Genomic DNA, 23459 nt, shown 5'->3' with positions numbered 1-23459 from the left:
GTTCTCCGGCGAGGGAGAAGGCTCGGGCACGGCAGGCTGCATTCCTCGAGCGTCGCAAGGTCACCTGAATCGATGGTTACGGCGACATGACGTGCGGGCTATCGGGGGGCGGCTCCCGGACGTCTGCACGCCCGGGAGCCGTGTACACACCGCCCTCGACAGGTGCCTGCCCGCTGGGGATACCGCGGGTTACGGAGTGCGGCGGCGCAGCAGGGCGAAGGCGGCGGCCGTCGCGAGCCCCGCGACGGCCAGCAGGAGGCCGCTCTCCACCAGCTGGAGGGGCCAGAAATGGGACTCGGGCTGATAGGTGGCCCAGAAATCGGTCAGCCCGGTCCTCTTCACGCACTCCCCGATGCTGGTGGAACTGCCGGAGCCGACGCAGGCCAGGTCGTTGCCCAGACGTTCGCCGTGGCGCGTGACGGCACCGTGCTCGAGGGCCAGGGAGCCGGTCGGGAGGTGGAGGGCCGTCCGCCCGGTGACCGTCACGGCGGGCCACAGGCTCATCCGGAACTGGTCCAGCACGCTGTGCAGGACGAATGCCGAGGCGACAGCGGCTCCGGCGGCGGGCAGGGCTCTGCGCAGGGCCAGGCCCGCGAGCGCGCCGAGGGCGAGACCGGCGAGGGCGTACGCGACGGCGACCGGGCCGGTGGAGATGAAGACGTTGGTGTTGAACCAGCCGCCGATCAGGTCCCCGTCCTCGGCGCGGCGGGCCCAGGCGCTGAGCAGGACCGCCAGCGCGGTGCCCGCCGTGAGCAGGACCGCCGGTACGGTGAGTTTGGCGACCAGCCAGCGCACCGGGGTGACGGACTGGGTCCAGGCGAGCTGTGCGGTGCCGCTCTCCAGCTCGCGGCCGATCAGGGCGGCAGCCGCCCAGGCCGCGACCGGGTACAGCAGATACGTGACGCCGGTGGCGACCAGGTCGAGGCCATACGTGTGGATCTCGTCCACGGTCGTCGTCTGGAGGCGCGCGCAGTCCGCCGCGACGGCGCCCGGCGAGCCGCAGTTGCCGACGGCCGCGCGGACGTCGGGGCCGATGACGTGCATCCAGGTCAGGACCGCTGCGGCGGCGAGCAGGACGGCGCCCCAGGCGTACAGGGCCGTGCGGTGCAGGCGCAGCACGGTCCAGGTCAGGCCGGACGGGCGACGCGGGGTCGGGGCGCTCATGAGGTGGACGTCCTCCTCAGGACGCCGAAGGCGAGAGCTACGAGGACCGCGGTGGCGCCCAGCAGGACGCCGGTCTCCAGGAGCTGGCGGGGCCAGTAGTCGGGGGAGGGGAGGTACTCGCGGGTGAAGCGGACGACATCGTGCCGGGCGAGACACGCGCGGCTCTCGTAGCAGCCCGGGTCGGGGATCTCCGCACCCGTGGAGGTGATCGCCCGGCTTCGGACGGACAGCTCGGGCTGTTGGTGACTGCCTTGGAAAGGCCAGGAGTTGGCACGGAAAGCGATGACCGCGCTCTGCGCGAGACCGGCGACGGCGAGGGCGGGCAGGGTGCGGCGCAGCACGAGACCGGCGAGAACACCGACCGCCAGACCGAAGAGCGGTGCCGCGACGGTGGCCGGGCCGACGGAGAAGTACAGCGCGCGCGGTCCGATACCGGCCAGCAGGAGGTTGCTGTGGGCGGACCACAGCAACCGGTACAGGACGACCAGCAGGCCCGTGCCCACGGTGATGAGCAGCGCGGGCACCGCCAGTTTGGCGGCGAGCCAGCGGGCCGGAGTGACGGACTGGGTCCAGGCGAGCCGCGCGGTGCCGCTCTCCAGCTCACGGGCGATCAGCGAGCCGCCGGCGAAGACGGCGACGGCGAACGAGCCGATGTTCAGCAGGGAGGCCGGGTCCTGGAAGAGGTCGTTGTAGGCGGTCGAGAAGGGGGAGCCGACGATGCCGACGAAGCCGACGGTCCAGGCGTCCTCCTGCACGCCCGCGTAGCCGAAGGTGTCGAGCAGGTGCTGTGTGTGCGTGGCACCCGGGCCGTACAGCCACAGCAGCAGGCCGGTGGTGAACACCACGTAGGCGGTCCAGATCCACAGTGCGGTGCGGTGCAGCCGCAGGACCGTCCAGACCAGGCCGCGGGGCCGGGGCAGGGCGCGGGCCAGGGGGGACGTCAGGGTGGTGGCGCTCATCGGGTCACCGTCTCGGGGGTCGCGGTCGTGCCGGGCGCGAGCAGCGCCGGGGCGGAGGGGGAGCGCAGATGGGCGAGGATCAGTTCCTCCAGCGAGGGCCGCCCGGTCTGCCATCGGTCGTCCACCGGCCCGTCGTTGCGTATCAGGGCGGTGAGACCGCGGCCGGCGGCGCGGGACTCGACGACGAGGTGCGGGGCGAGGTCGGCGGGGGTGCCGCGGCCGGTCACCACGGTGTGCGCGAGGAGCAGGTCGTCCAGGCCGCCGCCGAGCCGGATGCGTCCGCCGCCCAGGAGCAGCAGGTGATCGCAGGCGTCGGCGAGTTCGGCGACGATGTGCGAGGAGATCAGCACCGTGGTACCGCGCTCGGCGGCGTCCGCCATCAGGGTGCCCAGCAGTTCGTGGCGGGCCAGCGGGTCCAGGTCGGCCATCGGCTCGTCCAGCAGCATCAGGTCGGGCCGCTTGCCCAGCGCGAGGGCGAGTGCCACGCGGGTCCGCTGGCCGCCGGACAGCCTGCGGACCTTGGTCCCCGGGTCGAGCGAGCCCTGTTCCACGATCGCGGCGGCGTACGGGGCGTCCCAGCGGGCCGGGTTGAGTTCGGCGCCCAGGCGCAGAGTCTCGGCGATCGTCAGGTTGGGGTACAGGGGCTTGCTCTGGGAGAGATACGCGATGTCCTCGCGTGCCCCGGCCGGGCTGGTGCCGAACACGGTGAGCGTGCCGGCGGCGGGCCGCAGCAGTCCGGCCGCCGTCGCCAGCAGCGTGGACTTGCCCGCGCCGTTGGGGCCGACGAGGGCGCTGACCCGTCCGGCCGGGAGGCGGAAGGAGCAGTCGTCCAGGGCCGCGGCGGAGCGTCGGCCGTAGCGCACGGTGAGACCGTGCGCCTCGACGGCGACGGCGGATCGGGTGGTGCTGGTGGAACTCACTGGTCCCCCTTCGGGAAGTGTGCGTCCAGTACGGAGCCGAACAGAGCGGCCACGTCTTCGCGGTCTAGGCCCGCCGTGCGGGCGCTCAGGGCCCAGGCGTCGAGTTCCTCGCGCAGGGGCGAGTCCGCCGGGGCGGCGCCGAGCGTTCTGCGGACGAAGGTGCCGAGGCCGCGCCTGGCCTCGACCAGGCCCTCGCGCTCCAGCTCGCGGTAGGCCTTCAGGACGGTGTTCGGATTGATGGCGGTGGCTTCCACGACCTCGCGGGCCGTGGGGAGTTTGTCGCCCGGTTCCAGGAGACCGAGGCGCAGTGCCTGCTTCGTCTGCTGGACGATCTGGACGTAGGTGGCGACGCCGCTGCGCCGGTCGATGCGGTACGCGACCACTCGGACAACCACCCTTTCACTAATTGAGTAGTGAAAGGGTGGTGGAAGAAGTGGGTCGCCGTCAAGTCGCGGACAAGCGGAGGGTGTTGCTCCGGCGGAGGATCCGGCCGCCTGCCAGGCACGCCAGGGTGTTCGGAAGCGGCGTCCGGAAATTTCATCGCCGATGTGTGAACCGATCGGCGGGGCTCGTCCGATGAGGGGATGTGAGGGAAACGAGAAGCGACGGAGAGCTGCTGCGGGCCATCGCAGCGGACGGGGACCGCCGCGCCTTCGAAGAGCTGTACCGGCGGTACGCGCCATGGCTGACCGCGCGGCTGCGCGGCCGGTGCGCCGACGCCGGGATCGTGGACGACATCGTCCAGGAGACATTCCTCGCGGTCTGGCGCGGCACCGCCCGCTACCGCGAGGAGGGCGACCCGGCCGGCTGGCTGTGGCGCATCGGCTCACGGCGGCTGGTCGACACGATGCGCGGCGACGGCGCGCGCGGCCGGCTCCGGCACGCGCTGGCCCGGCTCCGGCACCGCGACGAGGCATCGGCGGAGGAGCGTGTGCTGGCAGGCGTCGAACACGGCGACCTGGCGGGCGCGCTGATCAGACTCTCGCCCGAACTCCGGGCCGTTCTCCAGGCCACGGTGATCGACGGGCTCAGCACCAGGGAAGCGGCCGTCCTGCTCGGTATTCCGCCGGGCACGGTCAAGACGCGGGCACTGCGTGCGCGCAAGCAGTTGCGGGAGGCGTTGGCATGAGCGACGACCGTCGCACTAGCGATGGCACCGACATGAGCGGTGACAGCCGTATGACCTGGCACGTGCCGGAGGAAGACCTCCGGGCCTATGCGCAGGGCGAGTTGGCACCGCCCCGCCTGTGGTCCGCCGACACCCACCTCGCCGCGTGCGCGAGGTGCCGGGAGACGCTGGCCGCCGTCAGCGACCCGATCGCACTCGACGCCGGGTGGGAGCGGCTCGACGCCGAGCTCGACGCCCCACGACCGGGCCCGGTCGAGTGGCTGCTCGTCCGGCTCGGCGTCGCCGACCACACGGCACGGCTGCTGACCGCCGCCCCCGCCCTGCGCCGTTCCTGGCTGGGCGCGATCGTCGCCCTTCTTGTCATGACCGTGGCCGCGGCCGACGCGGTGCGGGCCGGGGCCACGCCCACCCTCTTCCTGGCCCTCGCGCCGCTGCTCCCGCTCGCCGGGGTCGCCGTGTCCTACGGTCCGGCGCTCGACCCGACGTACGAGATGGCGGTCGTCTCCCCCCTGCACGGCTTCCGGCTCCTGATGATCCGCACCGTCGCGGTACTCACCGTGGGCCTGGGGCTCAACGGCCTGGCCACCCTCGCCCTCCCTTCCTACGGACTGCGCGCCCTGACCTGGCTGCTGCCCGCCCTCGCCCTCACCGCGACCGGACTCGCGCTCACCTCCCGGCTCGGCCCCGTGCTCGCCCCCTCCCTGGTCGGCGGCGGCTGGGTCGCCCTGCTGGCCGTGGCGCGGGCGACCACGGAGTCCGACGCCACGCTCGCCCCGTTCACGGCGGCAGGGCAGGGCGTCTCCGGGGCCGTCGCGGTACTGGCCGCCGGACTCCTCTACCTCGCGCGGGACCGGTTCGACGCGTCCCGCCTCCCGCTCACCGACTTCACCGACAGGAACGCCGCATGATCCCCACCGTCTCAGCCTCCGGCCTGACCCTCCGCTTCGGCGGGACGCTCGCGCTCGACGACGTCTCCGTCCGTCTCGGAACGGGAGTCACCGGACTCCTCGGGCCCAACGGAGCCGGAAAGACCACCCTGTTGCGGGTGCTCGCCACCGCCGTGCCCGCAGACCGGGGCTCCTTCACGGTCCTCGGACACGACCCGGGCACCACCGCGGGACGCCTGGACGTGCGCCGCGCGCTGGGCTACCTCCCGCAGACCCCGGGGTTCCACCAGGACTTCTCGGCCTTCGAGTTCGTCGACTACGTGGCGATCCTCAAGGAGCTGACCGACCGCGCCGCCCGGCACCGCGAGGTGCGCCGGGTGCTGGAAGCCGTCAGCCTGTCCGACGTGCGCGGCAAGCGCATCAAACGGCTGTCCGGCGGTATGCGCCAGCGGGTCGCGCTGGCCGCCGCACTCGTCGGCGACCCCGGCTTCCTCGTCCTCGACGAGCCGACCGTCGGCCTCGACCCCGAACAGCGCATGCGCTTCCGGGAGCTGATCGCCCAAGCGGGAGAAGGACGCACCGTCCTGCTCTCCACACACCAGACCGAGGACGTGGCGATGCTCTGCCACCGGGTGATCGTCATGGCCGGCGGCCGCATCCGCTTCGAGGGCACCCCGGCCGAGCTGACCGACCGGGCGGCGGGCCGGGTGTGGAGCAGCACGGAGCGCGACCCGGCCGCCCGAGCCGGATGGCGTACGGGCACGGGAGCCTTCCGCAACGTCGGTGATCCGCCCGAGGGCGCCGAACTCCTCGAACCAACACTGGAGGACGGCTACTTGCTCACTCTCGACGGTGAGATCTCGGAGGTGGCGGCATGAGCGCCATCACGGGCACGATCCCGCAGGCGGCTCCCACGGGGGTGGAGCCGCCTGCCCGGGGCAGAGAATCCCGGGCCGCCGCGATCCTGACCCTCGCCCGCTTCGAAGCACGCGAACTGCTGCTCCAGATCCCGGTCCTGGTCTTCCTCGCGCTGTACGTCGGCTACGCCGGCTGGAGGTTGTTCATCGGGGGCGACGGCATGGACGACTTCCCGGTCCTCCAGGACGCCGACAGGGCCACCCAGCCGACCCCCATGCTGCTGGCCGTCGCCGTGTTCATCTGCGTCAACCGCGCCGTGCTGCGGTCCCGCCGGCAGTCCACCGACCAGCACTTCGACATCCTGCCCATGGATCACTGGCGGCGTACGGTGGCGCACGCGCTGTCCGTCCTGCCCCTCGGCGCCATCACGGCGCTCGTCGTCGGCTTCCAGTACACCTGGGCGGCACTGAAGCCGGGCGCCGTCGGTCACGGCTCACCCGCCGAACTGGTCGTGGGCCCGCTGATGGTCCTGCTCGCCGGTGTCCTGGGCGTCCTGCTCGCCCGGGTGATACCGGTCGGGTTCGTCGCCCCGCCCTTCGTGATCGGCGCGTTCGTCCTCACCACCCTGGTCTCCGCGGCCACCCAGGGAAAGCACTGGGTGAGCTGGCTCGGACCGGTCGTCGTGGAAGAGGGTGCCGACCCCTTCCCCTCCGAACTGCTGGGCCGCCCGGCCGCCTGGCACGCGCTCTATCTGACCGGCCTCGCGGTCCTGCTGCTGTGCCTCGCCGTGCTGATCAGCGGTGGCCGGACCCGGCTGGTCAAGTCGGTGGCCGCGGTCGCCCTCGCCGCGACGGCCGTCGGCGTGGCCGGACAGTCCCCCGCCGAACCGGCCTCGCTGATCGCGGCCCGAGCCAAGGCGTCCGAGACCCCGCAGAAGGTGCAGACCTGCGTCCGGCACGGACGGTCCACATACTGCGCCTTCCCGGAGTGGGCCGACCGCACCGCCGACTGGGCGGACGCCGTCGACCGCGTCCAGTCCCGCGCGGGCGGTTCGGCCGGGGGCGAGCGGCTGACCGTGCGCCAGCGGATCGACGCCCGCTACGGCCTTCAGAGCGATGCCGCGATTCCCCCGTCCACCACGCCGGGCACCGTGACGGTCGGCACGCGCTGGGGCGGCAACCGCCTTCCCGAGTTCGCGGTCGGTGTCGCCTCGGTCCTGGTCGCGGGCGACGAGGACGCCGCCGGCAAGATGTGCGACGCCCGCGTGGTGACCACGATGTGGCTGGCACTGAGCACACAGCCGGACCCGGTCAAGTCCCTCCGCAACGTCCGGCTCGACGACAGCATCAAGGGTTCAGCCATCGCGCTGGCCCCCACGGACCCCATCTCCATGTCCGCTCAACAGACCACCGTGGTGCGCGAGTTGCTTCAGAAGCCGCACTACAGCGTCGCCGCCAAGGTGAAGGCCCACTGGACGGAGCTGACGTCGGCGAAGACGTCCACGGCACGGGTGGCCGAGCTGCTCGGCGTGCCGGCCGGTGGCGAGGGGACGCACGCGGACTCGGGGAGTGGCTCGTGCGAGGAGTAGCGAAGACGCTGGGAGAGACTTCTGCGGGCCCGTCCGCGGAAGCCGCCGGGCCCCCTCCCACGCACATCGTGGCCCGCGCCCTGCTCCGCCCTGTCTGGCGCAGTCTGCCGAGATGGGCCCTGATGACAGGCGCCGTCCTCGGACTGCTGCCGGCCGCCGCCTCTCGGACGGTCTCCGGTCCACCGGATCCATGGCTGTGTCTGAACCTGTTGCGAGCCTCCGCCCTCGCCTTCGCCCTGGGGCTGGCGTTCCTGCTCGACGATCCGGCCCGGCACACCACGGCCACGGTGCCGGTCAGGCGCCCGGTGCGGACCGGGCTGCGGCTGGCGCTCGTCGTGCCGTCCATGGCGGCGTGCTGGGCAGCCGCACTGTTCCTCGAACCAGCCAAGGGCCGCCCCCCGGTGGGCGCGATCACCTTGGAGGCAGCCGCTGTCATGGTGGTCGCGCTGGCCTCCGCGCTCGTCGCCGTGCGGCACTCGGACGCGGGCGAGCCGGGGATCGCGATATCCGCCGGAATCCTGGGCGCGTTCTTCGGCGCCGCGCTGCTGCTCCCCGAACGCTGGGAGCTCTTCGTCGGACCGTCCGACCCGCACTGGGAAGACGCGCACCGGCGCTGGGCGGGCGTCCTGGTGGTGGCGGCGCTGGTGGGAGCCTGCTCCCTGGCCGAACCCCTGCGGCGACGCCGGACAACCGTCCTCGCCCACCGCTGACTTCGGCCCGCGGAGCGGTGCTCGCGCAGCGAGGGCTCAGGATTCCGTTCGGTACATCAGGTCCGTCTCGTGGGTGACGAAGCCGAGACGCTCGTAGACGGTGACCGCCGCCTTGTTGTCGGCATCGACGTAGAGCATCGCGGTGGGCAGGGTCTGCGCGGCGAGGTGGCGCAGGCCGATCGTGGTCAGCGCCTTGCCGAGACCGCCGCCCTGGGCGCCGGGACGCACACCGAGGACGTACACCTCGCCCAGCCCCTCCTCGGCGTGGACCTTGGTCCAGTGGAAGCCGACGAGTTCGTCACCGCGGAAGGCCAGGAAGAAGCCGGCCGGGTCGAACCACGGCTCGGCGGTCCGGTCGTCCAGGTCGCGCTGGGTGAGGGAGCCCTGCTCGGGGTGGTGGGCGAAGGCGGCGGCGTTCACGGCGAGCCAGGCCGCGTCGTCCTGGCCCGGCACGAAGGTCCGGACGGTCACTCCCTCCGGCAGCTTCGGCTCGGGCAGGTCGAGGTTCTCCAACGGGCGGCGCATCTGCCGCAGTTCGCGGAAGAGGGTGAGGCCGAGGACCTGTGCGAGATGGCGGGCGGCGGAGTGCCCGCCGTGAGCCCACACCCGCAGCCGCTTCCCGGACTCGTTGAGCATCGCCGAGCCGAGCGCCCGTCCGTGCCCGTGACCCCGGTGCGCCGGGTGGACGACCAGCTCGGCGGCCGGGGCCTCGACCGGGTCGGTGTCCTCCAGTTGTGCGTAGCCGATCAGTTCGTCGCCGAGGGTCAGCAGCAGATGCCGGACGCCCGCACGGCTCCCGCCCTTCAGCTGAAGCCGCCCCTGCTCGGACACCGCCTGCTGACCGTCGGCCCGAGCGGCCTCCGAGAGCAGCCGGAGCACGTCCTCGGCCTGATCCGGGGAGAGTACGGAGTAGGCCTCGATGGAGCGGGAGAGGGCGAAGGGTGCCGCGTCGTCGCTGGTCATGGATACGAGGGTACGGCTCGGCGAAGGGGGGACAAGGAGTTGGGCGACGTGGACATGGATCGTGGCGGGCAGCGGCGAGCCGGTGAGGAGGGAGCGTGCCTCGGTCGACCGCGGGAGGACCCGAAGGGGGCTCCGGTGAGGTGCCCGACGGGCGGTCGCGACGTGGACGTCGGTCTTCGGTGAGGTGATGGCAATCAGTCCGTAACCATGAACCCCCTTTTGCGCTACGCGCGTTGATTCTAAAGTGCGTGCAAAGCAGCGCCGTCACTCAGCTCGCGCACGGTTTACGCAGTACGTACGACCGCAGGGGCCCGCGCAGCACGCATCAGGTGCCGGGCCCGGCAGTCAGCCCGGCACGCACTACCCGCGGGTCCCGCACGGCGCACGTCACCGGCGGGGTCCCGGCAGCTCGGACAGCACGCACCGCCCGCGGGTCCCGCACAGCACGCGTCCTCCGCGGGTATGGGCGGCCCGCACAGCACGCACCACCTGCTCGGCTCACGCACGGCGCACGTACGGCACACCGCTTTCGCATCTCACCGTTCTCCAGGGGGAACCATGCCGCCCACGATCCGGTACAGACGCACTCACCGCCTCCTCGCGGCCGCCGCCGGTCTCGCCACCGTCGGCGCACTGGCCGCGGCGATGCCCGCGAGCGCGCACCAGGACAAGGGGACACCGCTGCACCACCACGGCAGCGGCCGCTACCAGGACGTCCAGTTGCTGTCCTTCAACGATCTGCACGGCAACCTGGAGCCGCCGGCCGGTTCCTCCGGCCGGGTCACGGAGCTGGAGGCGGACGGCACGACGAAGACCATCGACGCGGGTGGTGTCGAGTACCTGGCCACGCATCTGCGCGACGCCCGCAAGGGCAACAAGTACTCGATCACGGCCGCCGCCGGTGACATGGTCGGTGCCTCCCCGCTGATCTCCGGCCTCTTCCACGACGAGCCGACGATCGAGGCGCTCAACGGCCTCGACCTCGATGTCACTTCGGTCGGCAACCACGAGTTCGACGAGGGGGCCAAGGAGCTGGCCCGGCTCCAGAAGGGCGGCTGCCACCCGACGGACGGCTGCAACGGCGGCAAGAAGTTCACCGGCGCGGACTTCCCCTACCTCGCGGCGAACGTCACCGACGAGAAGACCGGGAAGCCGATCCTCAAGCCCTACTGGGTGTGGAAGAAGAACGGCGTCAAGATCGGCTTCATCGGCGTCACGCTGGAGGGCACGCCGAACATCGTCTCCGCCGACGGCGTCAAGGGACTGAAGTTCGGCGACGAGGTCGAGACGATCAACAAGTACGCCAAGGAGCTCCAGCACCAGGGCGTGAAGTCGATCGTCGCGCTGATCCACGAGGGCGGAGCGCCCGCGTCGACGGCGTACAACTACGACTGCGACAGCCCCGGCGCCGGTGACGGCATCTCCGGGCCGATCGTCGACATCGCCAAGAACGTCACGCCGGCCGTGGACGCGCTGATCACCGGCCACACCCACCAGGCGTACGCGTGCACCATTCCCGACCCGGCGGGCAGGCCCCGCATGGTCACCTCCGCCTCCTCCTTCGGGCGGCTCTACACGGACACGACGCTGACGTACGACCGCTGGACCGGCGACATCGCCCGTACGGCGGTGAAGTCCGCGAACCACGTGGTGACGCGTGATGTGCCCAAGGCCGCCGACATGACGGCGCTGATCACCAAGTGGAAGGCGCTCTCCGCGCCGGTCGCCTCGCGTCCCCTCGGCTACATCGCGGGCGACATCGGCAACACCGGCACCGAGTCCCCGGCCGGCGACCTGATCGCCGACGCTCAGCTCGCGTACGCCAAGTCCGTCGACCCCGGGGCCGACCTCGCGGTGATGAACCCGGGCGGCATCCGCGCCGGACTCACCTACACCGCGACCGGCGGCGAGGGCGACGGGGTGGTCACCTACGGGGAGGCGTACACGGTCCAGCCCTTCGCCAACACCGTGAACCTGGTCGACCTCACCGGCGCCCAGGTGATCACCGCACTCCAGCAGCAGGTCAGCGGTGCCAACGAGGCCGCTCCGAAGATCCTCCAGATCTCCAGGGGCCTCACCTACACGCTCGACCTGACCAAGACCGGCGCGGCGCGTGTCGTCGCCGGTTCGGTCAAGCTCGACGGCACGGCGATCGACCCGGCCGCCACCTACCGCGTCGCGATGAACTCCTTCCTCGCGGGCGGCGGCGACGGCTTCGCGGAACTCGGCAAGGGCACGAACGTCCGCGTCGGCGGCGACGACCTGGCGGCCCTGGGTTCCTACCTGACGGCCAACTCCTCGGCCGCGACGCCGTACCCGGTCCCGGCGGCGGACCGGATCACGGTCGTCCAGTAGACAGTCCAGGCTCCGTGCGCGGGAAATGAACGAGCCCCCATCCGAAGTCGGATGGGGGCTCGTTCGCTCGCGCAGAGCCTACGAAGGCTCGCCCTGCAACCGCATCGCTCGTCCGCTCAGTCGCTCAGTCGCTCAGTCGGTCAGTCGCTCAGGGCATGTCGGGCGGGGCCGTCGGAGCCCCCGGCAGCCGCACGGCCGCGATCGTGCCGCCGCCTTCCGCGGGGTGCAGCGACACCTCGCCGCCGCACTGCTGGACCGTGCGGGCCACGATGGACAGGCCGAGGCCCGAACCCGGCAGGGCCCGCGCGTCCGGGGAGCGCCAGAAGCGGTCGAAGACGTGCGGGAGTTCCTCGGTGGGGATGCCGGGACCGTGGTCGCGCACGGTCAGTTCGCCGTCCTTCAGCCGGACGTCGACCGTGCCGCCCTCGGGGCTGAACTTCACCGCGTTGTCGAGGACGTTCACGATCGCCCGCTCCAGCGCGGAGGGTTCCGCGCGGACGAACCAGGGCTCCAGATCGGCCGTGATCGTCAGCTCCGGTCCGCGCAGCCGGGCCCTGCGCAGGGCCGCTTCCACGGTGTCCTGGAGCGCCACGACCTCCACCCGGTCGGCCGGGTGCCCCGCGTCGGATCGCGACAGCGTCTGCAGGTCGCCGATCAACGCCGCCAGCTCGGTCATCTGCGCCGTCACCGAGGTGAGCAGCGCCTTGCGGTCCGCCGGGGGGATCGGACGGCCGATCTCCTCGCTGCGGGTGAGGAGTTCGATGTTCGTACGCAGGGAGGTCAGCGGCGTCCGCAGCTCGTGCCCGGCGTCGGCGATGAGCTGCTGCTGCAGCTCGCGGGAGCTCGCGAGGGAGGCGGTCATCGAGTTGAAGGAGCGGGAGAGCCGGGCGATCTCGTCGTCGCTCTCCTCGTCCACGGGGATGCGGATGGTCAGGTCCTCGGTACGGGCGACGTGTTCCACGGCGTCGGTGAGCTTGTCGACCGGGCGAAGGCCGGCGCGGGCGACCCAGAGCCCCGCCGCTCCGGCGCCGACCACTCCGATGCCGCCGACGAGGAGGAGTACCAGGGCCAGTTCGTTGAGTGTGGAGTCGGTGCCCTTGAGGGGGACCGCGTACATGGTCGCGGCGTCCGGGACGATCGACGTCGTGCCGTTCTGGTCGCCGATGGTCAGGGGGACCGTCAGAACCCGTACGGGGTTGCCCTTGGTGTCGCTGCCGTCGCGGAAGGTGCCGTGGCCCGCGACCGGGTTCTTGGCGAAGTCGGTGTCGCTGTCGGTGACCTCGATCTTGCCCGGTGAGACGGGGGCGACACAGGACTGACCGTTCGCCGTGACCACCTGGAGGTAGGACTCGAACTGCGCCCGGAACCCCCTGGCGTCGGGCGGCACCTGGCCGGACGGATTGTTCTGGGAACTGTTGTTGCAGTTGGCGATGGTGCTGACGAGTTTCCCGCCCTGCGGACGGGTCGCCGACGACTGCAGTTCGTTGTCCAGCTCCCCGTACAGCTTCCCGCGCACGATGAACCAGCACGTCACCGCCACCGCCGCCACCGCGAACGCCACAGCCGCCGCCACCAGCAGGGCCAGCCGTGACCGCAGGGGCAGCGACCTGAATCTGCGCATCACTCCGCGCCACCGGACCGCAGTACGTACCCCACGCCCCGCACCGTGTGGACCAGGCGCGGCTCGCCGCCCGCCTCCGTCTTGCGGCGCAGGTACATGACGTAGACGTCGAGGGAGTTCGACGAAGGCTCGAAGTCGAAGCCCCAGACGGCCTTCAGGATCTGTTCGCGGGTGAGGACCTGGCGCGGGTGGGCCAGGAACATCTCCAGCAGGGTGTACTCGGTGCGGGTGAGCTCCACCGGGCGCCCCGCCCGGGTGACCTCGCGCGTCGACAGGTCCATGCGCAGGTCGCCGAAGGTCAGCGCGTCGTCCTCGACGACCGCGCCCGCGGACGCCGCGTACGAGCTGCGCCGCAGCAACGCCCGGATGCGGGCGAAGAGTTCGTCGAGCTCGAAGGGCTTGACGAGGTAGTCGTCCGCCCCGGCGTCCAGCCCCGTGACACGGTCACCGACCGTGTCACGGGCCGTCAGCATGAGGATCGGTGTGGTCGTGCCGGCGCCGCGCATCCGGCGGGCCGCGGTGAGGCCGTCCATGCGGGGCATCTGGATGTCGAGGACGACCAGGTCGGGCTGGTAGGCCGTCGCCTTCTCCAGGGCGTCCGCGCCGTCCACCGCGACCTCGGTGTCGTACCCCTCGAAGGCGAGGCTGCGCTTGAGTGCGTCGCGTACGGCCGGCTCGTCGTCGACGATCAGGATGCGCTGGGTGTCACGGTCGCCTTCGGCGGAGCTCATGGGCGTCGGGTTCCTCGGGTGGGATGGGTCGGGATCGGGTGCTTTCAGCCTCGCACGTTCCTGGCTGTCCCGGAATGGATCAGCTTCGTACGGTACGGCGGTGGCCGGAGGTCCGGTGCGGTGCGGGCCGGGAGACGGCGGGCGCCAGTTCCGGGGCGCGCCGTACGGGCGGGTGCAGCTCGCGGGCGACCGTCAGGGCGAGGCCGAGTCCGGCCGGGTCGTCGCCGGGGGCGGTGTGCGGGACGCGCTTGATCGTCATGGCGACCTCCGGGGTCAGCTGTCGGAGCCGCCGGCCCGCAGCGTGGCCAGGTCGGACTTGACGGTGTTGATCGGGATGGCGAAGCCGAGGCCGACGCTGCCCGCGCTCGACGAGGACGACGAGGAGTCCGAAGCGGCCGAGTACATCGCGGAGTTGATGCCGACGATGTTGCCGTTCATGTCGATGAGGGCGCCGCCGGAGTTGCCCGGGTTGAGCGAGGCGTCGGTCTGCAGGGCCTTGTACGTCGTCGTGGAGGAGCCGGTGTCGCCGTTGAACTGGCGGCCGCCGAACTCGAACGGCCACTGGCCGCTGCCGCCGCCCTGCTGTTGCTGCCGGCCCTGGCTCTCGTCGGTGGAGACGGTCACGTCACGGTCGAGGGCGGAGACGATGCCGCTGGTGACGGTGCCGGTCAGGCCCTCGGGGGAGCCGATCGCGACGACCTGGTCACCGACCTGGATGCCGTCGGAGTCGCCGAGCGTGGCGGGCTTCAGACCGGACGGCGCGTTCTCCAGCTTGATCAGCGCGAGGTCCTTCTTGCTGTCGGTGCCGACGACCTTCGCGGTGTACGACTTGCCGTCGCTCAGCTGGACCTTGATCTCGGAGGCGCCCGAGATGACGTGGTTGTTGGTGACGATCTCGCCGCCGGTCGTGATGATCACGCCGGAGCCGGTGGACGAGCCCGCGTTCGAGGTAGCGCCGATCTCGACGATGCTCGGGCTGACCGCCTTGGCGACGCCGGAGACCGTGCCCCGCTGGCTGGTGGGCACCACGCTGGTGCTGGTGCTGCTGCTGGAGGCGACGGTGTCGTTGCCGGTCAGCTCCTGGAAGGCGTACGCGGTGCCGCCGCCGATCGCCGCGGCGACGATGGCCACGGCGGCGAGCAGGGCGAACGGACCCTTGGCGCGTCGCCTGCCGGTGGCGGCCGCGGGGGGCTCCGGGTGGCTGGGAGCCGCCGTGGCGAACGCCGCGGTGGAGCCGACGGGGTCGGGCTCGGGGTAACCGGCGTACGGGCCGGCGCCGTGGCCGCCGTTCCCGCCGCCGCCTCCGTGGCCGGAGCCCGGCCACACGGTGGTGCCCGGCTCGACGTGGACCGGCGCGGCCGGGTCGTACGCCGGCGGTGGGGGCCACTCGGGGTTCGCGGGGGAGGAGTGATGCGACTGCTGCTCGGGGTACGCGGACCCGTGGTCGTCGCCCTGGGGGTACTCGCCGCTGCGGCGGAAGCTGTCGGTCATGAAAAAAGACTGTCCCTCGATCATGAGAGCTCCCTGAGTGGTCCCTGAGAAGCCCGACAGAACCTCGTATGCCCGATATAAAGAAGCTCCCTGCGGGCTCCCTGAGCGCTCTCTGTGCGTTCCTGGTGCGTTCCCGGTGTGCTCGAAAGCGTCCCCGGGGTGCGCGCGAAGGCCGGTGGCCGCGGGCCACCTCGGCAAACAGAGATCCCCGCGCCCCCTCAAGGGGCGCGGGGATCTCCGCTGTCGTTGTGCGGTGCGTGGTCCGTGGTGCCCGCAGACACTGTGCGCTCTGCGCGGTGAGTGGTGAGTGGTGAGTGGGGCGGCGGGGGCGGGCCGCCGGGCCTACTCGCAGCCGCAGGAGTGGCGTACCACCAGGCGCGAGGGGAACAGCTTCAGCCGCTCGCGGCGTGACCCGGGCACCCTCAGCCCGTCGTCCAGTACGAGGTCGACGGCCGCGCGGGCCATCGCGGAGCGGTCCGATGCGATCGTTGTCAGAGGAGGGTCGGTCAGGGCCGCTTCCTTGACGTCGTCGAACCCGGCGACCGCGAGCTGGCCCGGGACGTCGATGCGCAGCTCGCGCGCGGCGCGCAGGACACCGATGGCCTGGTCGTCCGTGGAGCAGAAGATGGCCGGCGGCCGGTGCGGTCCGGCGAGCAGTTCCAGGCCGACCTGGTAGGCGTCGTAGCGGTTGTACGGGGCCTCGAAGACGCGTCCCTCGGTCGGCTTGCCGGCCTCCTGCATGGCGCGCCGCCAGCCCTCGACGTGGTCGGAGACGGGGTCGCCGACGGCCGGCGTCTCGGCCGTACCGCCGAGACAGGCCACGTACTCGTACCCGTGTTCGAGGAGGTGTCGGGTGGCGAGCTGCGCGCCGCCTATGTCGTCGGTGACGACGGCCACGTCGTCGATCGCCTCGGGGCGTTCGTGGAGGAGCACCACACGGGCGTCCCACGCGTCGATCTCGGCGGCCGCGTGGTCGTTCAGCGCGTGGCTGACGAGGATCAGTCCGGAGACCCGCATGCCGAGGAAGGCGCGCAGATAGTGGACCTCGCGCTCGGCGATGTAGTCGGAATTGCCGACCAGGACCATTTTTCCGCGCTCGGCGGCGGCCTGTTCGACCGCGTGCGCCATCTCCCCGAAGAAGGGCTGGCGCGCGTCAGGCACGATCAGTCCTATGAGCTCGGTCTTCCGCGAGGCCATGGCCTGGGCGACCCGGTCGGGCCGGTACCCCAGCTCCTTGATCGCGGCGAGAACGCGCTCGCGCGTGGCCGGGGCGACCGGCCTCGGTCCGTTGTTGATGACATAGCTGACGACGGCGGTGGACGTACCCGCCAGTCGCGCTACATCATCCCTAGTCACCTTGGCCACGCGCGGAGTCTACGCGGATGGACCTACCTCTGGGCAGGGCGTACGGCGGCTTCCTGCGGCGCCCCGGCGGCCTCCGCGGTGGCGGCGCCGTCCAGGTGCGCCGTCTCGTCCGCATCATCCGGCTTTGGCTGGGCCGCCTTGGCCTTCGCCTCGTCCGCGGCGCGGTCCACCTTCTCCGGGGTAACGAATCGATAACCGACGTTCCGGACGGTTCCGATCAGCGACTCGTGCTCGGGTCCGAGCTTCGCGCGCAGTCGCCGTACGTGGACGTCGACCGTCCGCGTGCCGCCGAAGTAGTCGTAGCCCCAGACCTCCTGGAGCAGCTGGGCGCGGGTGAAGACGCGGCCCGGGTGCTGCGCGAGGTACTTCAGGAGCTCGAACTCCTTGAAGGTCAGGTCGAGGACCCGGCCCTTGAGCTTGGCGCTGTACGTCGCCTCGTCCACGGAGAGGTCGCCGTTGCGGATCTCCATCGGGGAGTCGTCGTTGACGATCTGCTGGCGGCCCATCGCGAGCCGCAGGCGTGCCTCCACCTCGGCCGGACCGGCCGTGTCGAGGAGGACGTCGTCGATGCCCCAGTCGGCGGTGACGGCCGCGAGGCCGCCCTCCGTCACGACGAGGATGAGCGGACAGCCGGGTCCCGTGGAGCGCAGCAGCTGGCACAGGCTGCGGACCTGCGGGAGATCACGTCGTCCGTCGATCAGGATGACGTCGGCACCTGGGGTGTCGACGAGAGCTGGGCCTTCCGCCGGAGCCACGCGCACGTTGTGCAGCAGCAGGCCGAGAGCGGGAAGCACCTCCGTCGACGGCTGAAGGGCGTTCGTGAGGAGCAACAGAGAACTCATCGGGCCTCACCCACCTGGGTCGTCCTGCGTTCGTGCACGGTTCGCTCGCCCATAACGTCTGGTTCCTCCTCGGTCCCTGCGAGGACGTTTGCGGCACTGCTCTGTACGTGCGGTTCCCGCGCCCCTGGGATCCGCTGTGCGTCCGGGGCCCGTACACCTGCGGTTTCCCGCTTCGTATACAACGCTTCCGAAAGCACAAAAGGACCCGGGGGCTACTCTGCCCGAGTCCTCATGCCCAGCAGAATAGCCCACATGAGCTCAGGTCCGGCAGGTCAAGTGACGCGATCTTTCAAGAGTCCACACCTTGAGACAACGTCGCACGTCCCTTTGCGGAAGTTTCTGCGCACGGTCGACGGGGTGACGATCGACGCCGCCTACGACCCCGGAACGGAGTCGTCCGGTGACCTTGCGTTCATCGTCGCACACGGATTCACGGGTGATTTCGACCGTCCGCACGTCCGCCGCGCGGCGGACGCCCTCGCCCGGAGCGGGGCGGTGGTCACCTTCTCCTTCCGTGGTCACGGGGGATCGGGCGGCCGTTCGACGGTCGGCGACCGTGAGGTCCACGATCTGGCCGCGGCGGTCGCCTGGGCGCGTGAACTCGGGCACACCCGGATCGTGACGGTCGGCTTCTCGATGGGCGGCTCGGTGGTGCTGCGGCACGCGGCGCTCTACGGGGAGAAGGGCCAGGGGCCCGGTGGTGAGCCGGTGCCCGGCCGGGAGCACGAGGGGCGCACGGAGGCTCGTACGGACGCGGTGGTTTCGGTGAGCGCTCCGGCCCGTTGGTACTACCGGGGCACGGCCCCTATGCGGCGGGTGCACTGGCTGGTAACCCGCCCGGAGGGCCGGATCGTGGGCCGGTTCGGCCTTCGGACCCGGATCCACCACCGCGACTGGGACCCGGTGCCGGCGTCCCCGGTCGAGTGCGTTCCGCACATCGCGCCGACGCCGCTCCTCATCGTCCACGGCGACAGGGACGGCTATTTCCCCCTCGACCACCCGCGCACGCTGGCCGAGGCTTCCGGCGGCCACGCCGAACTGTGGCTGGAGCACGGCATGGGGCACGCCGAGAACGCCGCCGCCGACGACCTGCTCACCCGTATCGGGGACTGGGCCGTCACCCACGCGGGCTAGCCTGACGGGGTTCACGCAAACAGACGCGCGGACACCACACACCAGATCGCTGATTGAGGAACGAGATGGCAAAGGGCACGGTGCGTTACTGGGCCGCCGCCAAGGCCGCGGCAGGCGTCGGCGATGAGCCGTACGACGCGGGCACGCTCGCCGAGGCACTCGACGCGGCCCGCGAACGACACCCCGGCGAACTCGTCCGCGTCCTGCGGCGATGCTCGTTCCTGATCGACGGTGATCCCGTGGGGACCCGCGGGCATGAGACGGTACGGCTGGCCGAGGGCGGCACGGTCGAGGTGCTCCCGCCGTTCGCAGGAGGGTGAGCGAGACGATGAGCAACCAGCCGTACGAGGGTCGCCGTGAGGGGTTCGACCCGTATCAGCAACCGCAGCAACCGCAGCACCAGGAGCCTCAGCAGCAGCCGGAGTGGCCGCAGCACACCCAGCAGTGGGAGGGGCGGACCTGGGAGACGCAGGCGCAGCCGCCGGTTGCCGCCCCCGACACCTCGTATCCGCCTCCGCAGGGGTACCAGACCTACGGCGAGCCCCAGGGGTACGGCGGTGCGGTAGGAGTGCCCCTGCCCCCCGAGGCTCCGGCGCAGCCGTGGACCCCGGGGCACGCGCCGGACGCCGGGGAGGCACCCGACGCCGGCGGTCCGGCCGACCCGTCCCGCCCCGGCGGGACGCTCCCCGAGAGCGTGGGCGATGCCGGCGCCGGGTACGGGCCGGCGACCGTCATCGGGCAGAGCCGGATCACCGACGCCCAGCGCGCCCGCGCCGAGGGACGGTCGCCGATCATCGAGCCGGGGATGCAGCCGGCCGCGCTGACGGCGCTGCTGGCCCTGCTGCTCTCCGGGGCGGCGGCGATCGGGGAGTACGCGCTCGTCGTCCCCCTCGTCCTGCTCCAGGCCGTCACGGCGGCGGGCTGGTTCCGGCTGAACGGGATGTGGCCCGCCCGGCAGGGCATCGCGCTGGCGTTCCTGGGCGCGGTGACCGCCGACGTGGCACTGCTCGCGGCCGGCCGGGAGAACGCGCCCGCCGCGATCCTCGGCACCCTCGGCGTGTGGGTCCTGCTGACCCTCGTGCTGCAGCTGCGCAGTCACGCCGATCCGGACACCCGGATGTACGGCCTGATGGCGACCGTGGTCTCCGCCGCGCTGTCGATCATCGCGGCCGGGCATCTGGCGGCCGAACCGGACGCCGTGACGGTGGGCGCCGCCGCGGTCGCCGTGGCGATCCTGGCCCGCGCGCTGCCGCTGCCCACGGCGGCCTCCGCGGTCGTCGCGCTGCTGGCCGCCGCGGGCGCCGGTATCGCGGTCGGCGGGATGACGGACCTGGGCACGCGGGGCGCCTTCCTGGGCCTCGGCGCGGGTGCCTGCGCGCTGATCGGGCACCGGGTGGCGAGCTACGACTACCCCTCCCGGTTCGTCCACTTCACCGCGGGCGTGGCACTGCCGCTGGCCGCCGCCGCCCCGGCGGTCTACCTGCTGGGCCGCACGCTGGGCTGATCCACCGATCCCGTCGGTCGGATCCGGTCGTTCTCGATCAGGTCAGGTCGTCAAGTCGCGCGGAATCGTCACAGGTGATCGACAACTACCTTCAAGGGCCCCCGATTCGGGGGCCCTTCGGGGTTAGGCTCACGCTCGGCGGCCACTCGGCCGTTCATACGGGGCCGTCCCAGGTGGGGGAACATCGAGCATGCGCGCACTGCGAATAAGCCTGATTCTGTTAGTCGTTCTCGGCGGTCTGTTCGTGCTCGCCGACCGGGTCGCGGTCGGGTTCGCGGAGGACGAGGCGGCCGGCCGGATCAAGAGCACCGAGGGCCTCGCGACCACCCCCGACGTGTCCATCGGTGGTTTTCCCTTCCTCACCCAGGTCGTCGGCGGCGAGCTCGACGACGTGAAGATCGGGATCAAGAGCTACGAGGCGTCGACGGGCGGCACGGGCTCCTCCGCCGGCACCATCCGCATCGACGACCTCAACGCCGAGATGCGAGGCGTCGCCTTCAACGGTGGCTACAGCTCCGCCACGGCCGGCAGCGCCACCGGCAGCGCGTCGATCTCGTACGCCGAACTGCTCAAGGCCGCCAAGTCCAAGTCCGAGCCCGCGCGGGTCGCGCCCGGCTTCACCGCCGAGGTCGTCAGTCTCTCCGACGGCGGCAACGGCAAGATCAAGGTCATGGTCTCGGTGACCGGTCCCGTCAAGGTGCCCCCGGTCTCGGTGCTCAGCTCCGTCACCGTCTCCGGCGACACCGTGAAGGTGCACGCCGACTCGCTGCCCAAGGTGGGCGTGCAGCTCGCCGAGGGCCGGATCCGCTCGGTCACCGACTTCCAGCAGAAGATCGAACAGCTGCCCGGCGGCATCAAGCTCGACAGCGTCCAGGCGGGCCCGGGCGGTGTCGAGATCACGGTGAAGGGTTCGGACGTCAGGCTGGTCGGGTAAAAGGCAGTCCGCCGGGCCGGGTCCGCGGAAGTTCTGCCGGGCCGGGTCCGCGGAAGTTCTGCCCTGCCGGGCCGGCAGAAGGTCCTGCCGGCCCGGCCGGGCGGGTGGGGCCCGACGCCTTGGCGTCGGGCCCCACCCGCGTCAGTGAGTTGTTCCGGACCGGTCCGGCAGGAAGATTCTTCCGGAAGTGTCCGTTGGTAGGCCTCTGCCGGAGGGGCGGCTGTCCGAAAGGCGAGACGGCCCTGTCCGCACCGCAGATGTGCCGTCGAAATGATGACCGATACGGCCCCCCGGAATCCTTGCGGGCCGGGGTTCGACGGCGTTCGTGTATCACCATGCGGACGATCGCGTCTCATCATCCGACACGCCGGTGACATGCCCGCCTGTCCGTCCCTACGATCGGACCCATGAAGCGACAGGCGGACCTCACGAAGCGGCGGGCAGTAGACCTGTGCCGCGTCGCCGCCATGCTCTGTCGCACCTTCTGAGCGGAAGCTTTCCGTCTTCCGCGAGCCGGGCCCCTGGACCTCTCTTGGCCGGGCCACCATTGCGCCGCGCGGCCCTCACCGGCATGCAGCACCGCGCAGCCTCTCCAACGCACCACCCCGCCGCAACTGCCCCGGAGGAGAACGAGCATGAGCCGCAGTGACGTCCTGGTAGACGCCGATTGGGTCCAGGACCACCTGGACGACCCGAACGTGGCCGTCGTCGAGGTCGACGAGGACACGTCGGCGTACGAGAAGAACCACATCAAGAACGCCATCCGGATCGACTGGACCAAGGACCTCCAGGACCCGGTCCGCCGTGACTTCATCGACCAGGAGGGCTTCGAGAAGCTCCTCTCCTCGAAGGGCATCGGCAACGACACGCTGGTCGTCCTCTACGGCGGCAACAACAACTGGTTCGCGTCCTACGCCTACTGGTACTTCAAGCTCTACGGCCACGAGAACGTGAAGCTGCTCGACGGCGGCCGCAAGAAGTGGGAGCTCGACTCCCGCGACCTGGTCGACGGCTCGCAGCTCCCCGAGCGCACCGCCACCGCGTACAAGGCCAAGGCCCAGGACACCTCGATCCGCGCCTTCCGTGACGACGTCGTCGCCGCGATCGGTTCGCAGAACCTGGTCGACGTCCGGTCGCCCGACGAGTTCAGCGGCAAGCTGCTCGCCCCGGCCCACCTGCCGCAGGAGCAGTCGCAGCGTCCGGGCCACGTCCCGAGCGCCCGCAACATCCCGTGGTCGAAGAACGCCAACGACGACGGCACCTTCAAGTCGGACGACGAGCTCAAGGAGCTCTACGCCGGCGAGCAGGTCGACCTCGCCAAGGACACGATCGCCTACTGCCGCATCGGTGAGCGTTCCGCGCTCACCTGGTTCGTGCTGCACGAGCTCCTCGGTGTGCAGAACGTCAAGAACTACGACGGCTCCTGGACCGAGTACGGCTCCCTCGTCGGCGTGCCGATCGAGCTCGGCGCCAACAAGTAACCCTCAAGGCCTGAAGGACGGAATCGAAATATGTGTGGAGCGAAGGCCGGCGGCCCCGACGCCTCGACGATCAAGCCCGGTGAGACCACGATCCAGGGTCAGGTGACCCGCGACGGCCAGCCGGTGACGGGCTACGTCCGGCTGCTGGACTCGACCGGCGAGTTCACGGCGGAGGTCCCCACCTCCGCGACGGGTCAGTTCCGTTTCTACGCGGCCGAGGGCACCTGGACCGTTCGCGCGCTGGTCCCCGGTGGCACCGCCGACCGCACGGTCGTCGCCCAGACGGGCGGCCTCGCCGAGGTCGCGATCGCCGTCTGAACGGCGGACCGCCGTCCCTGACGGCAGTCGACTGAACGGCCGAAGGGCCGCACCCCCGGGGGTTGGACGCTTACCGGATCGGGGTGCGGCCCTTCGGCTTGCCCTGCTGGGCGGCCCGCGGCCTGCGGGCGCCGCCGACACTGAGCCGGACGGGTTGTCCGGGCCTACGCTGGGGGTATGTACGCGCGCAGGCGTCATCTGTACTTCGCCATGATGGGGACGTGCATCGTGCTGTTCGTCCTCGCCTGGGGAGTCGTACGGCTGTGGTCCGTTCCCGCGGCCGTCGGGATGTGTGTGGTGGCCATGGTGATTCCGCCGGTGGCCGCGATGGTGGCCAACCGGCGGGGGCCCGAGGACCGATGGTGGGACGACCCGTCCGGGGACCCGAAGTCCGACGAGTGGTGGGACGAGCTGGACGGCAAGAAGAAGAAACAGCAGTGAAAGCGGCAGAGGCAGAGCGGCAGAGGTAGCGCGGCAGCGGTGAGAACCGCGGCGGTGAAACGGC

25 protein-coding genes are annotated in these 23459 nt (G+C 71.4%); 14 read left to right on the top strand and 11 right to left on the bottom strand.

All coding sequences use genetic code 11. From position 1 onward, the window contains the following. Nucleotides 1-189 precede the first annotated feature (189 nt). Genes ACFYW8_RS11455 through ACFYW8_RS11440 form a run of 4 tightly spaced genes read right to left on the bottom strand, consistent with a single transcriptional unit; the run spans nucleotide 190 to nucleotide 3426 of the window. A complete protein-coding gene (locus ACFYW8_RS11455) occupies nucleotides 190-1164 on the bottom strand; it encodes a hypothetical protein (protein ID WP_389070955.1) in 975 nt (324 codons plus the stop codon). Next, nucleotides 1161-2123 carry a hypothetical protein gene (locus tag ACFYW8_RS11450; protein ID WP_389070950.1) on the bottom strand — a complete coding sequence of 321 codons (963 nt, stop codon included), beginning with the start codon at nucleotides 2121-2123 and terminating at the stop codon, nucleotides 1161-1163. The genes ACFYW8_RS11455 and ACFYW8_RS11450 overlap by 4 nt, the downstream gene beginning before the upstream one ends. Beyond that, on the bottom strand, nucleotides 2120-3043 hold the full coding sequence (locus ACFYW8_RS11445) for an ABC transporter ATP-binding protein (protein WP_389070946.1): 924 nt from the start codon (nucleotides 3041-3043) through the stop codon (nucleotides 2120-2122). The genes ACFYW8_RS11450 and ACFYW8_RS11445 overlap by 4 nt, the downstream gene beginning before the upstream one ends. Beyond that, a complete protein-coding gene (locus ACFYW8_RS11440) occupies nucleotides 3040-3426 on the bottom strand; it encodes a GntR family transcriptional regulator (protein ID WP_389070941.1) in 387 nt (128 codons plus the stop codon). Before ACFYW8_RS11440 ends, ACFYW8_RS11445 begins: the two co-directional genes overlap by 4 nt. A 203-nt stretch (nucleotides 3427-3629) precedes the next feature. On the opposite strand from ACFYW8_RS11440, the gene ACFYW8_RS11435 reads away from it, so the two are divergent. The 5 genes from ACFYW8_RS11435 (at nucleotide 3630) to ACFYW8_RS11415 (ending at nucleotide 8215) form a co-directional block, all read left to right on the top strand. Then, nucleotides 3630-4172: an RNA polymerase sigma factor gene (locus ACFYW8_RS11435; RefSeq protein ID WP_389070937.1), complete on the top strand. Its 543-nt coding sequence runs from the start codon at nucleotides 3630-3632 to the stop codon at nucleotides 4170-4172. 50 nt (nucleotides 4173-4222) lie between these two features. After that, nucleotides 4223-5080 carry a zf-HC2 domain-containing protein gene (locus tag ACFYW8_RS11430; RefSeq protein WP_389071167.1) on the top strand — a complete coding sequence of 286 codons (858 nt, stop codon included), beginning with the start codon at nucleotides 4223-4225 and terminating at the stop codon, nucleotides 5078-5080. After that, nucleotides 5077-5937 (top strand): ABC transporter ATP-binding protein, encoded by an 861-nt coding sequence (locus ACFYW8_RS11425; protein ID WP_389070934.1) that lies wholly within the window; start codon nucleotides 5077-5079, stop codon nucleotides 5935-5937. Before ACFYW8_RS11430 ends, ACFYW8_RS11425 begins: the two co-directional genes overlap by 4 nt. Continuing rightward, the gene (locus ACFYW8_RS11420; protein WP_389070931.1) at nucleotides 5934-7505 is read left to right on the top strand and encodes an ABC transporter permease; all 1572 of its coding nucleotides are present in this window, start codon (nucleotides 5934-5936) and stop codon (nucleotides 7503-7505) included. The genes ACFYW8_RS11425 and ACFYW8_RS11420 overlap by 4 nt, the downstream gene beginning before the upstream one ends. Nucleotides 7506-7627: 122 nt before the next feature. Further along, nucleotides 7628-8215 (top strand): ABC transporter, encoded by a 588-nt coding sequence (locus ACFYW8_RS11415; RefSeq protein ID WP_389070928.1) that lies wholly within the window; start codon nucleotides 7628-7630, stop codon nucleotides 8213-8215. A 36-nt stretch (nucleotides 8216-8251) separates the two neighbouring features. Here the strand turns inward: ACFYW8_RS11415 and mshD are convergent, their stop codons facing one another. Continuing rightward, nucleotides 8252-9178, bottom strand: a complete 927-nt coding sequence (gene mshD, locus ACFYW8_RS11410; RefSeq protein WP_389070923.1) for a mycothiol synthase — start codon at nucleotides 9176-9178, stop codon at nucleotides 8252-8254. Nucleotides 9179-9736: 558 nt separating this feature from the next. On the opposite strand from mshD, the gene ACFYW8_RS11405 reads away from it, so the two are divergent. Beyond that, the gene (locus tag ACFYW8_RS11405; RefSeq protein WP_389070919.1) at nucleotides 9737-11533 is read left to right on the top strand and encodes a bifunctional metallophosphatase/5'-nucleotidase; all 1797 of its coding nucleotides are present in this window, start codon (nucleotides 9737-9739) and stop codon (nucleotides 11531-11533) included. A gap of 148 nt (nucleotides 11534-11681) precedes the next feature. Here the strand turns inward: ACFYW8_RS11405 and ACFYW8_RS11400 are convergent, their stop codons facing one another. The 6 genes from ACFYW8_RS11400 to ACFYW8_RS11375 form a co-directional block, all read right to left on the bottom strand. After that, complete coding sequence (locus ACFYW8_RS11400) at nucleotides 11682-13154, bottom strand: ATP-binding protein (protein ID WP_389070915.1); 1473 nt, start codon at nucleotides 13152-13154, stop codon at nucleotides 11682-11684. Beyond that, nucleotides 13154-13885 carry a response regulator transcription factor gene (locus tag ACFYW8_RS11395; RefSeq protein WP_365879151.1) on the bottom strand — a complete coding sequence of 244 codons (732 nt, stop codon included), beginning with the start codon at nucleotides 13883-13885 and terminating at the stop codon, nucleotides 13154-13156. Before ACFYW8_RS11395 ends, ACFYW8_RS11400 begins: the two co-directional genes overlap by 1 nt. A 79-nt stretch (nucleotides 13886-13964) precedes the next feature. Continuing rightward, nucleotides 13965-14144 carry a hypothetical protein gene (locus ACFYW8_RS11390; protein WP_365879153.1) on the bottom strand — a complete coding sequence of 60 codons (180 nt, stop codon included), beginning with the start codon at nucleotides 14142-14144 and terminating at the stop codon, nucleotides 13965-13967. 14 nt (nucleotides 14145-14158) lie between these two features. Then, on the bottom strand, nucleotides 14159-15376 hold the full coding sequence (locus ACFYW8_RS11385; protein ID WP_389070908.1) for a S1C family serine protease: 1218 nt from the start codon (nucleotides 15374-15376) through the stop codon (nucleotides 14159-14161). 342 nt (nucleotides 15377-15718) lie between these two features. Next, complete coding sequence (locus ACFYW8_RS11380; RefSeq protein WP_261702089.1) at nucleotides 15719-16741, bottom strand: LacI family DNA-binding transcriptional regulator; 1023 nt, start codon at nucleotides 16739-16741, stop codon at nucleotides 15719-15721. 23 nt (nucleotides 16742-16764) lie between these two features. Further along, nucleotides 16765-17583 carry a response regulator transcription factor gene (locus ACFYW8_RS11375; protein WP_389070902.1) on the bottom strand — a complete coding sequence of 273 codons (819 nt, stop codon included), beginning with the start codon at nucleotides 17581-17583 and terminating at the stop codon, nucleotides 16765-16767. Between the two features lie 252 nt (nucleotides 17584-17835). On the opposite strand from ACFYW8_RS11375, the gene ACFYW8_RS11370 reads away from it, so the two are divergent. From ACFYW8_RS11370 to ACFYW8_RS11335, 8 genes are all read left to right on the top strand, one after another. Beyond that, the gene (locus ACFYW8_RS11370) at nucleotides 17836-18717 is read left to right on the top strand and encodes an alpha/beta hydrolase (RefSeq protein ID WP_389070899.1); all 882 of its coding nucleotides are present in this window, start codon (nucleotides 17836-17838) and stop codon (nucleotides 18715-18717) included. A 65-nt stretch (nucleotides 18718-18782) separates the two neighbouring features. After that, on the top strand, nucleotides 18783-19037 hold the full coding sequence (locus ACFYW8_RS11365) for a MoaD/ThiS family protein (protein ID WP_365879162.1): 255 nt from the start codon (nucleotides 18783-18785) through the stop codon (nucleotides 19035-19037). 8 nt (nucleotides 19038-19045) lie between these two features. Then, nucleotides 19046-20221, top strand: coding sequence for a hypothetical protein (locus ACFYW8_RS11360; protein WP_389070893.1), 1176 nt, complete (start codon nucleotides 19046-19048; stop codon nucleotides 20219-20221). Nucleotides 20222-20411: 190 nt separating this feature from the next. Further along, the gene (locus ACFYW8_RS11355; RefSeq protein WP_389070889.1) at nucleotides 20412-21155 is read left to right on the top strand and encodes a DUF2993 domain-containing protein; all 744 of its coding nucleotides are present in this window, start codon (nucleotides 20412-20414) and stop codon (nucleotides 21153-21155) included. A gap of 407 nt (nucleotides 21156-21562) precedes the next feature. Next, complete coding sequence (locus ACFYW8_RS11350) at nucleotides 21563-21643, top strand: putative leader peptide (protein WP_350310325.1); 81 nt, start codon at nucleotides 21563-21565, stop codon at nucleotides 21641-21643. Nucleotides 21644-21790: 147 nt separating this feature from the next. Further along, on the top strand, nucleotides 21791-22636 hold the full coding sequence (locus tag ACFYW8_RS11345; protein ID WP_389070885.1) for a sulfurtransferase: 846 nt from the start codon (nucleotides 21791-21793) through the stop codon (nucleotides 22634-22636). 30 nt (nucleotides 22637-22666) lie between these two features. Next, entirely contained in the window at nucleotides 22667-22954 is a 288-nt protein-coding gene (locus ACFYW8_RS11340) for a DUF1416 domain-containing protein (protein ID WP_365879169.1), read from the top strand. A 177-nt stretch (nucleotides 22955-23131) separates the two neighbouring features. After that, nucleotides 23132-23395, top strand: coding sequence for a DUF3099 domain-containing protein (locus tag ACFYW8_RS11335; RefSeq protein ID WP_365879171.1), 264 nt, complete (start codon nucleotides 23132-23134; stop codon nucleotides 23393-23395). Nucleotides 23396-23459 lie beyond the last annotated feature (64 nt).

The sequence above is a fragment of the Streptomyces sp. NPDC002742 genome (assembly GCF_042888885.1).
In the GTDB taxonomy this organism is placed as follows: domain Bacteria; phylum Actinomycetota; class Actinomycetes; order Streptomycetales; family Streptomycetaceae; genus Streptomyces.
The sequence above is the reverse complement of the archived record's forward strand: the minus strand, read 5'-3'. Positions and strand labels throughout refer to the sequence as shown.

Coding starts and splice junctions, on each gene's coding strand:
- ACFYW8_RS11355 (WP_389070889.1), top strand. CDS start 20,412: ATGCGCGCACTGCGAATAAGCCTGATTCTGTTAGTCGTTCTCGGCGGT.
- ACFYW8_RS11350 (WP_350310325.1), top strand. CDS start 21,563: ATGAAGCGACAGGCGGACCTCACGAAGCGGCGGGCAGTAGACCTGTGC.
- mshD (WP_389070923.1), bottom strand. CDS start 9,178: ATGACCAGCGACGACGCGGCACCCTTCGCCCTCTCCCGCTCCATCGAG.
- ACFYW8_RS11375 (WP_389070902.1), bottom strand. CDS start 17,583: ATGAGTTCTCTGTTGCTCCTCACGAACGCCCTTCAGCCGTCGACGGAG.
- ACFYW8_RS11335 (WP_365879171.1), top strand. CDS start 23,132: ATGTACGCGCGCAGGCGTCATCTGTACTTCGCCATGATGGGGACGTGC.
- ACFYW8_RS11425 (WP_389070934.1), top strand. CDS start 5,077: ATGATCCCCACCGTCTCAGCCTCCGGCCTGACCCTCCGCTTCGGCGGG.
- ACFYW8_RS11345 (WP_389070885.1), top strand. CDS start 21,791: ATGAGCCGCAGTGACGTCCTGGTAGACGCCGATTGGGTCCAGGACCAC.
- ACFYW8_RS11395 (WP_365879151.1), bottom strand. CDS start 13,885: ATGAGCTCCGCCGAAGGCGACCGTGACACCCAGCGCATCCTGATCGTC.
- ACFYW8_RS11455 (WP_389070955.1), bottom strand. CDS start 1,164: ATGAGCGCCCCGACCCCGCGTCGCCCGTCCGGCCTGACCTGGACCGTG.
- ACFYW8_RS11420 (WP_389070931.1), top strand. CDS start 5,934: ATGAGCGCCATCACGGGCACGATCCCGCAGGCGGCTCCCACGGGGGTG.
- ACFYW8_RS11430 (WP_389071167.1), top strand. CDS start 4,223: ATGACCTGGCACGTGCCGGAGGAAGACCTCCGGGCCTATGCGCAGGGC.
- ACFYW8_RS11390 (WP_365879153.1), bottom strand. CDS start 14,144: ATGACGATCAAGCGCGTCCCGCACACCGCCCCCGGCGACGACCCGGCC.
- ACFYW8_RS11360 (WP_389070893.1), top strand. CDS start 19,046: ATGAGCAACCAGCCGTACGAGGGTCGCCGTGAGGGGTTCGACCCGTAT.
- ACFYW8_RS11415 (WP_389070928.1), top strand. CDS start 7,628: ATGACAGGCGCCGTCCTCGGACTGCTGCCGGCCGCCGCCTCTCGGACG.
- ACFYW8_RS11405 (WP_389070919.1), top strand. CDS start 9,737: ATGCCGCCCACGATCCGGTACAGACGCACTCACCGCCTCCTCGCGGCC.
- ACFYW8_RS11365 (WP_365879162.1), top strand. CDS start 18,783: ATGGCAAAGGGCACGGTGCGTTACTGGGCCGCCGCCAAGGCCGCGGCA.
- ACFYW8_RS11450 (WP_389070950.1), bottom strand. CDS start 2,123: ATGAGCGCCACCACCCTGACGTCCCCCCTGGCCCGCGCCCTGCCCCGG.
- ACFYW8_RS11400 (WP_389070915.1), bottom strand. CDS start 13,154: ATGCGCAGATTCAGGTCGCTGCCCCTGCGGTCACGGCTGGCCCTGCTG.
- ACFYW8_RS11340 (WP_365879169.1), top strand. CDS start 22,667: ATGTGTGGAGCGAAGGCCGGCGGCCCCGACGCCTCGACGATCAAGCCC.
- ACFYW8_RS11370 (WP_389070899.1), top strand. CDS start 17,836: ATGAGCTCAGGTCCGGCAGGTCAAGTGACGCGATCTTTCAAGAGTCCA.
- ACFYW8_RS11385 (WP_389070908.1), bottom strand. CDS start 15,376: ATGACCGACAGCTTCCGCCGCAGCGGCGAGTACCCCCAGGGCGACGAC.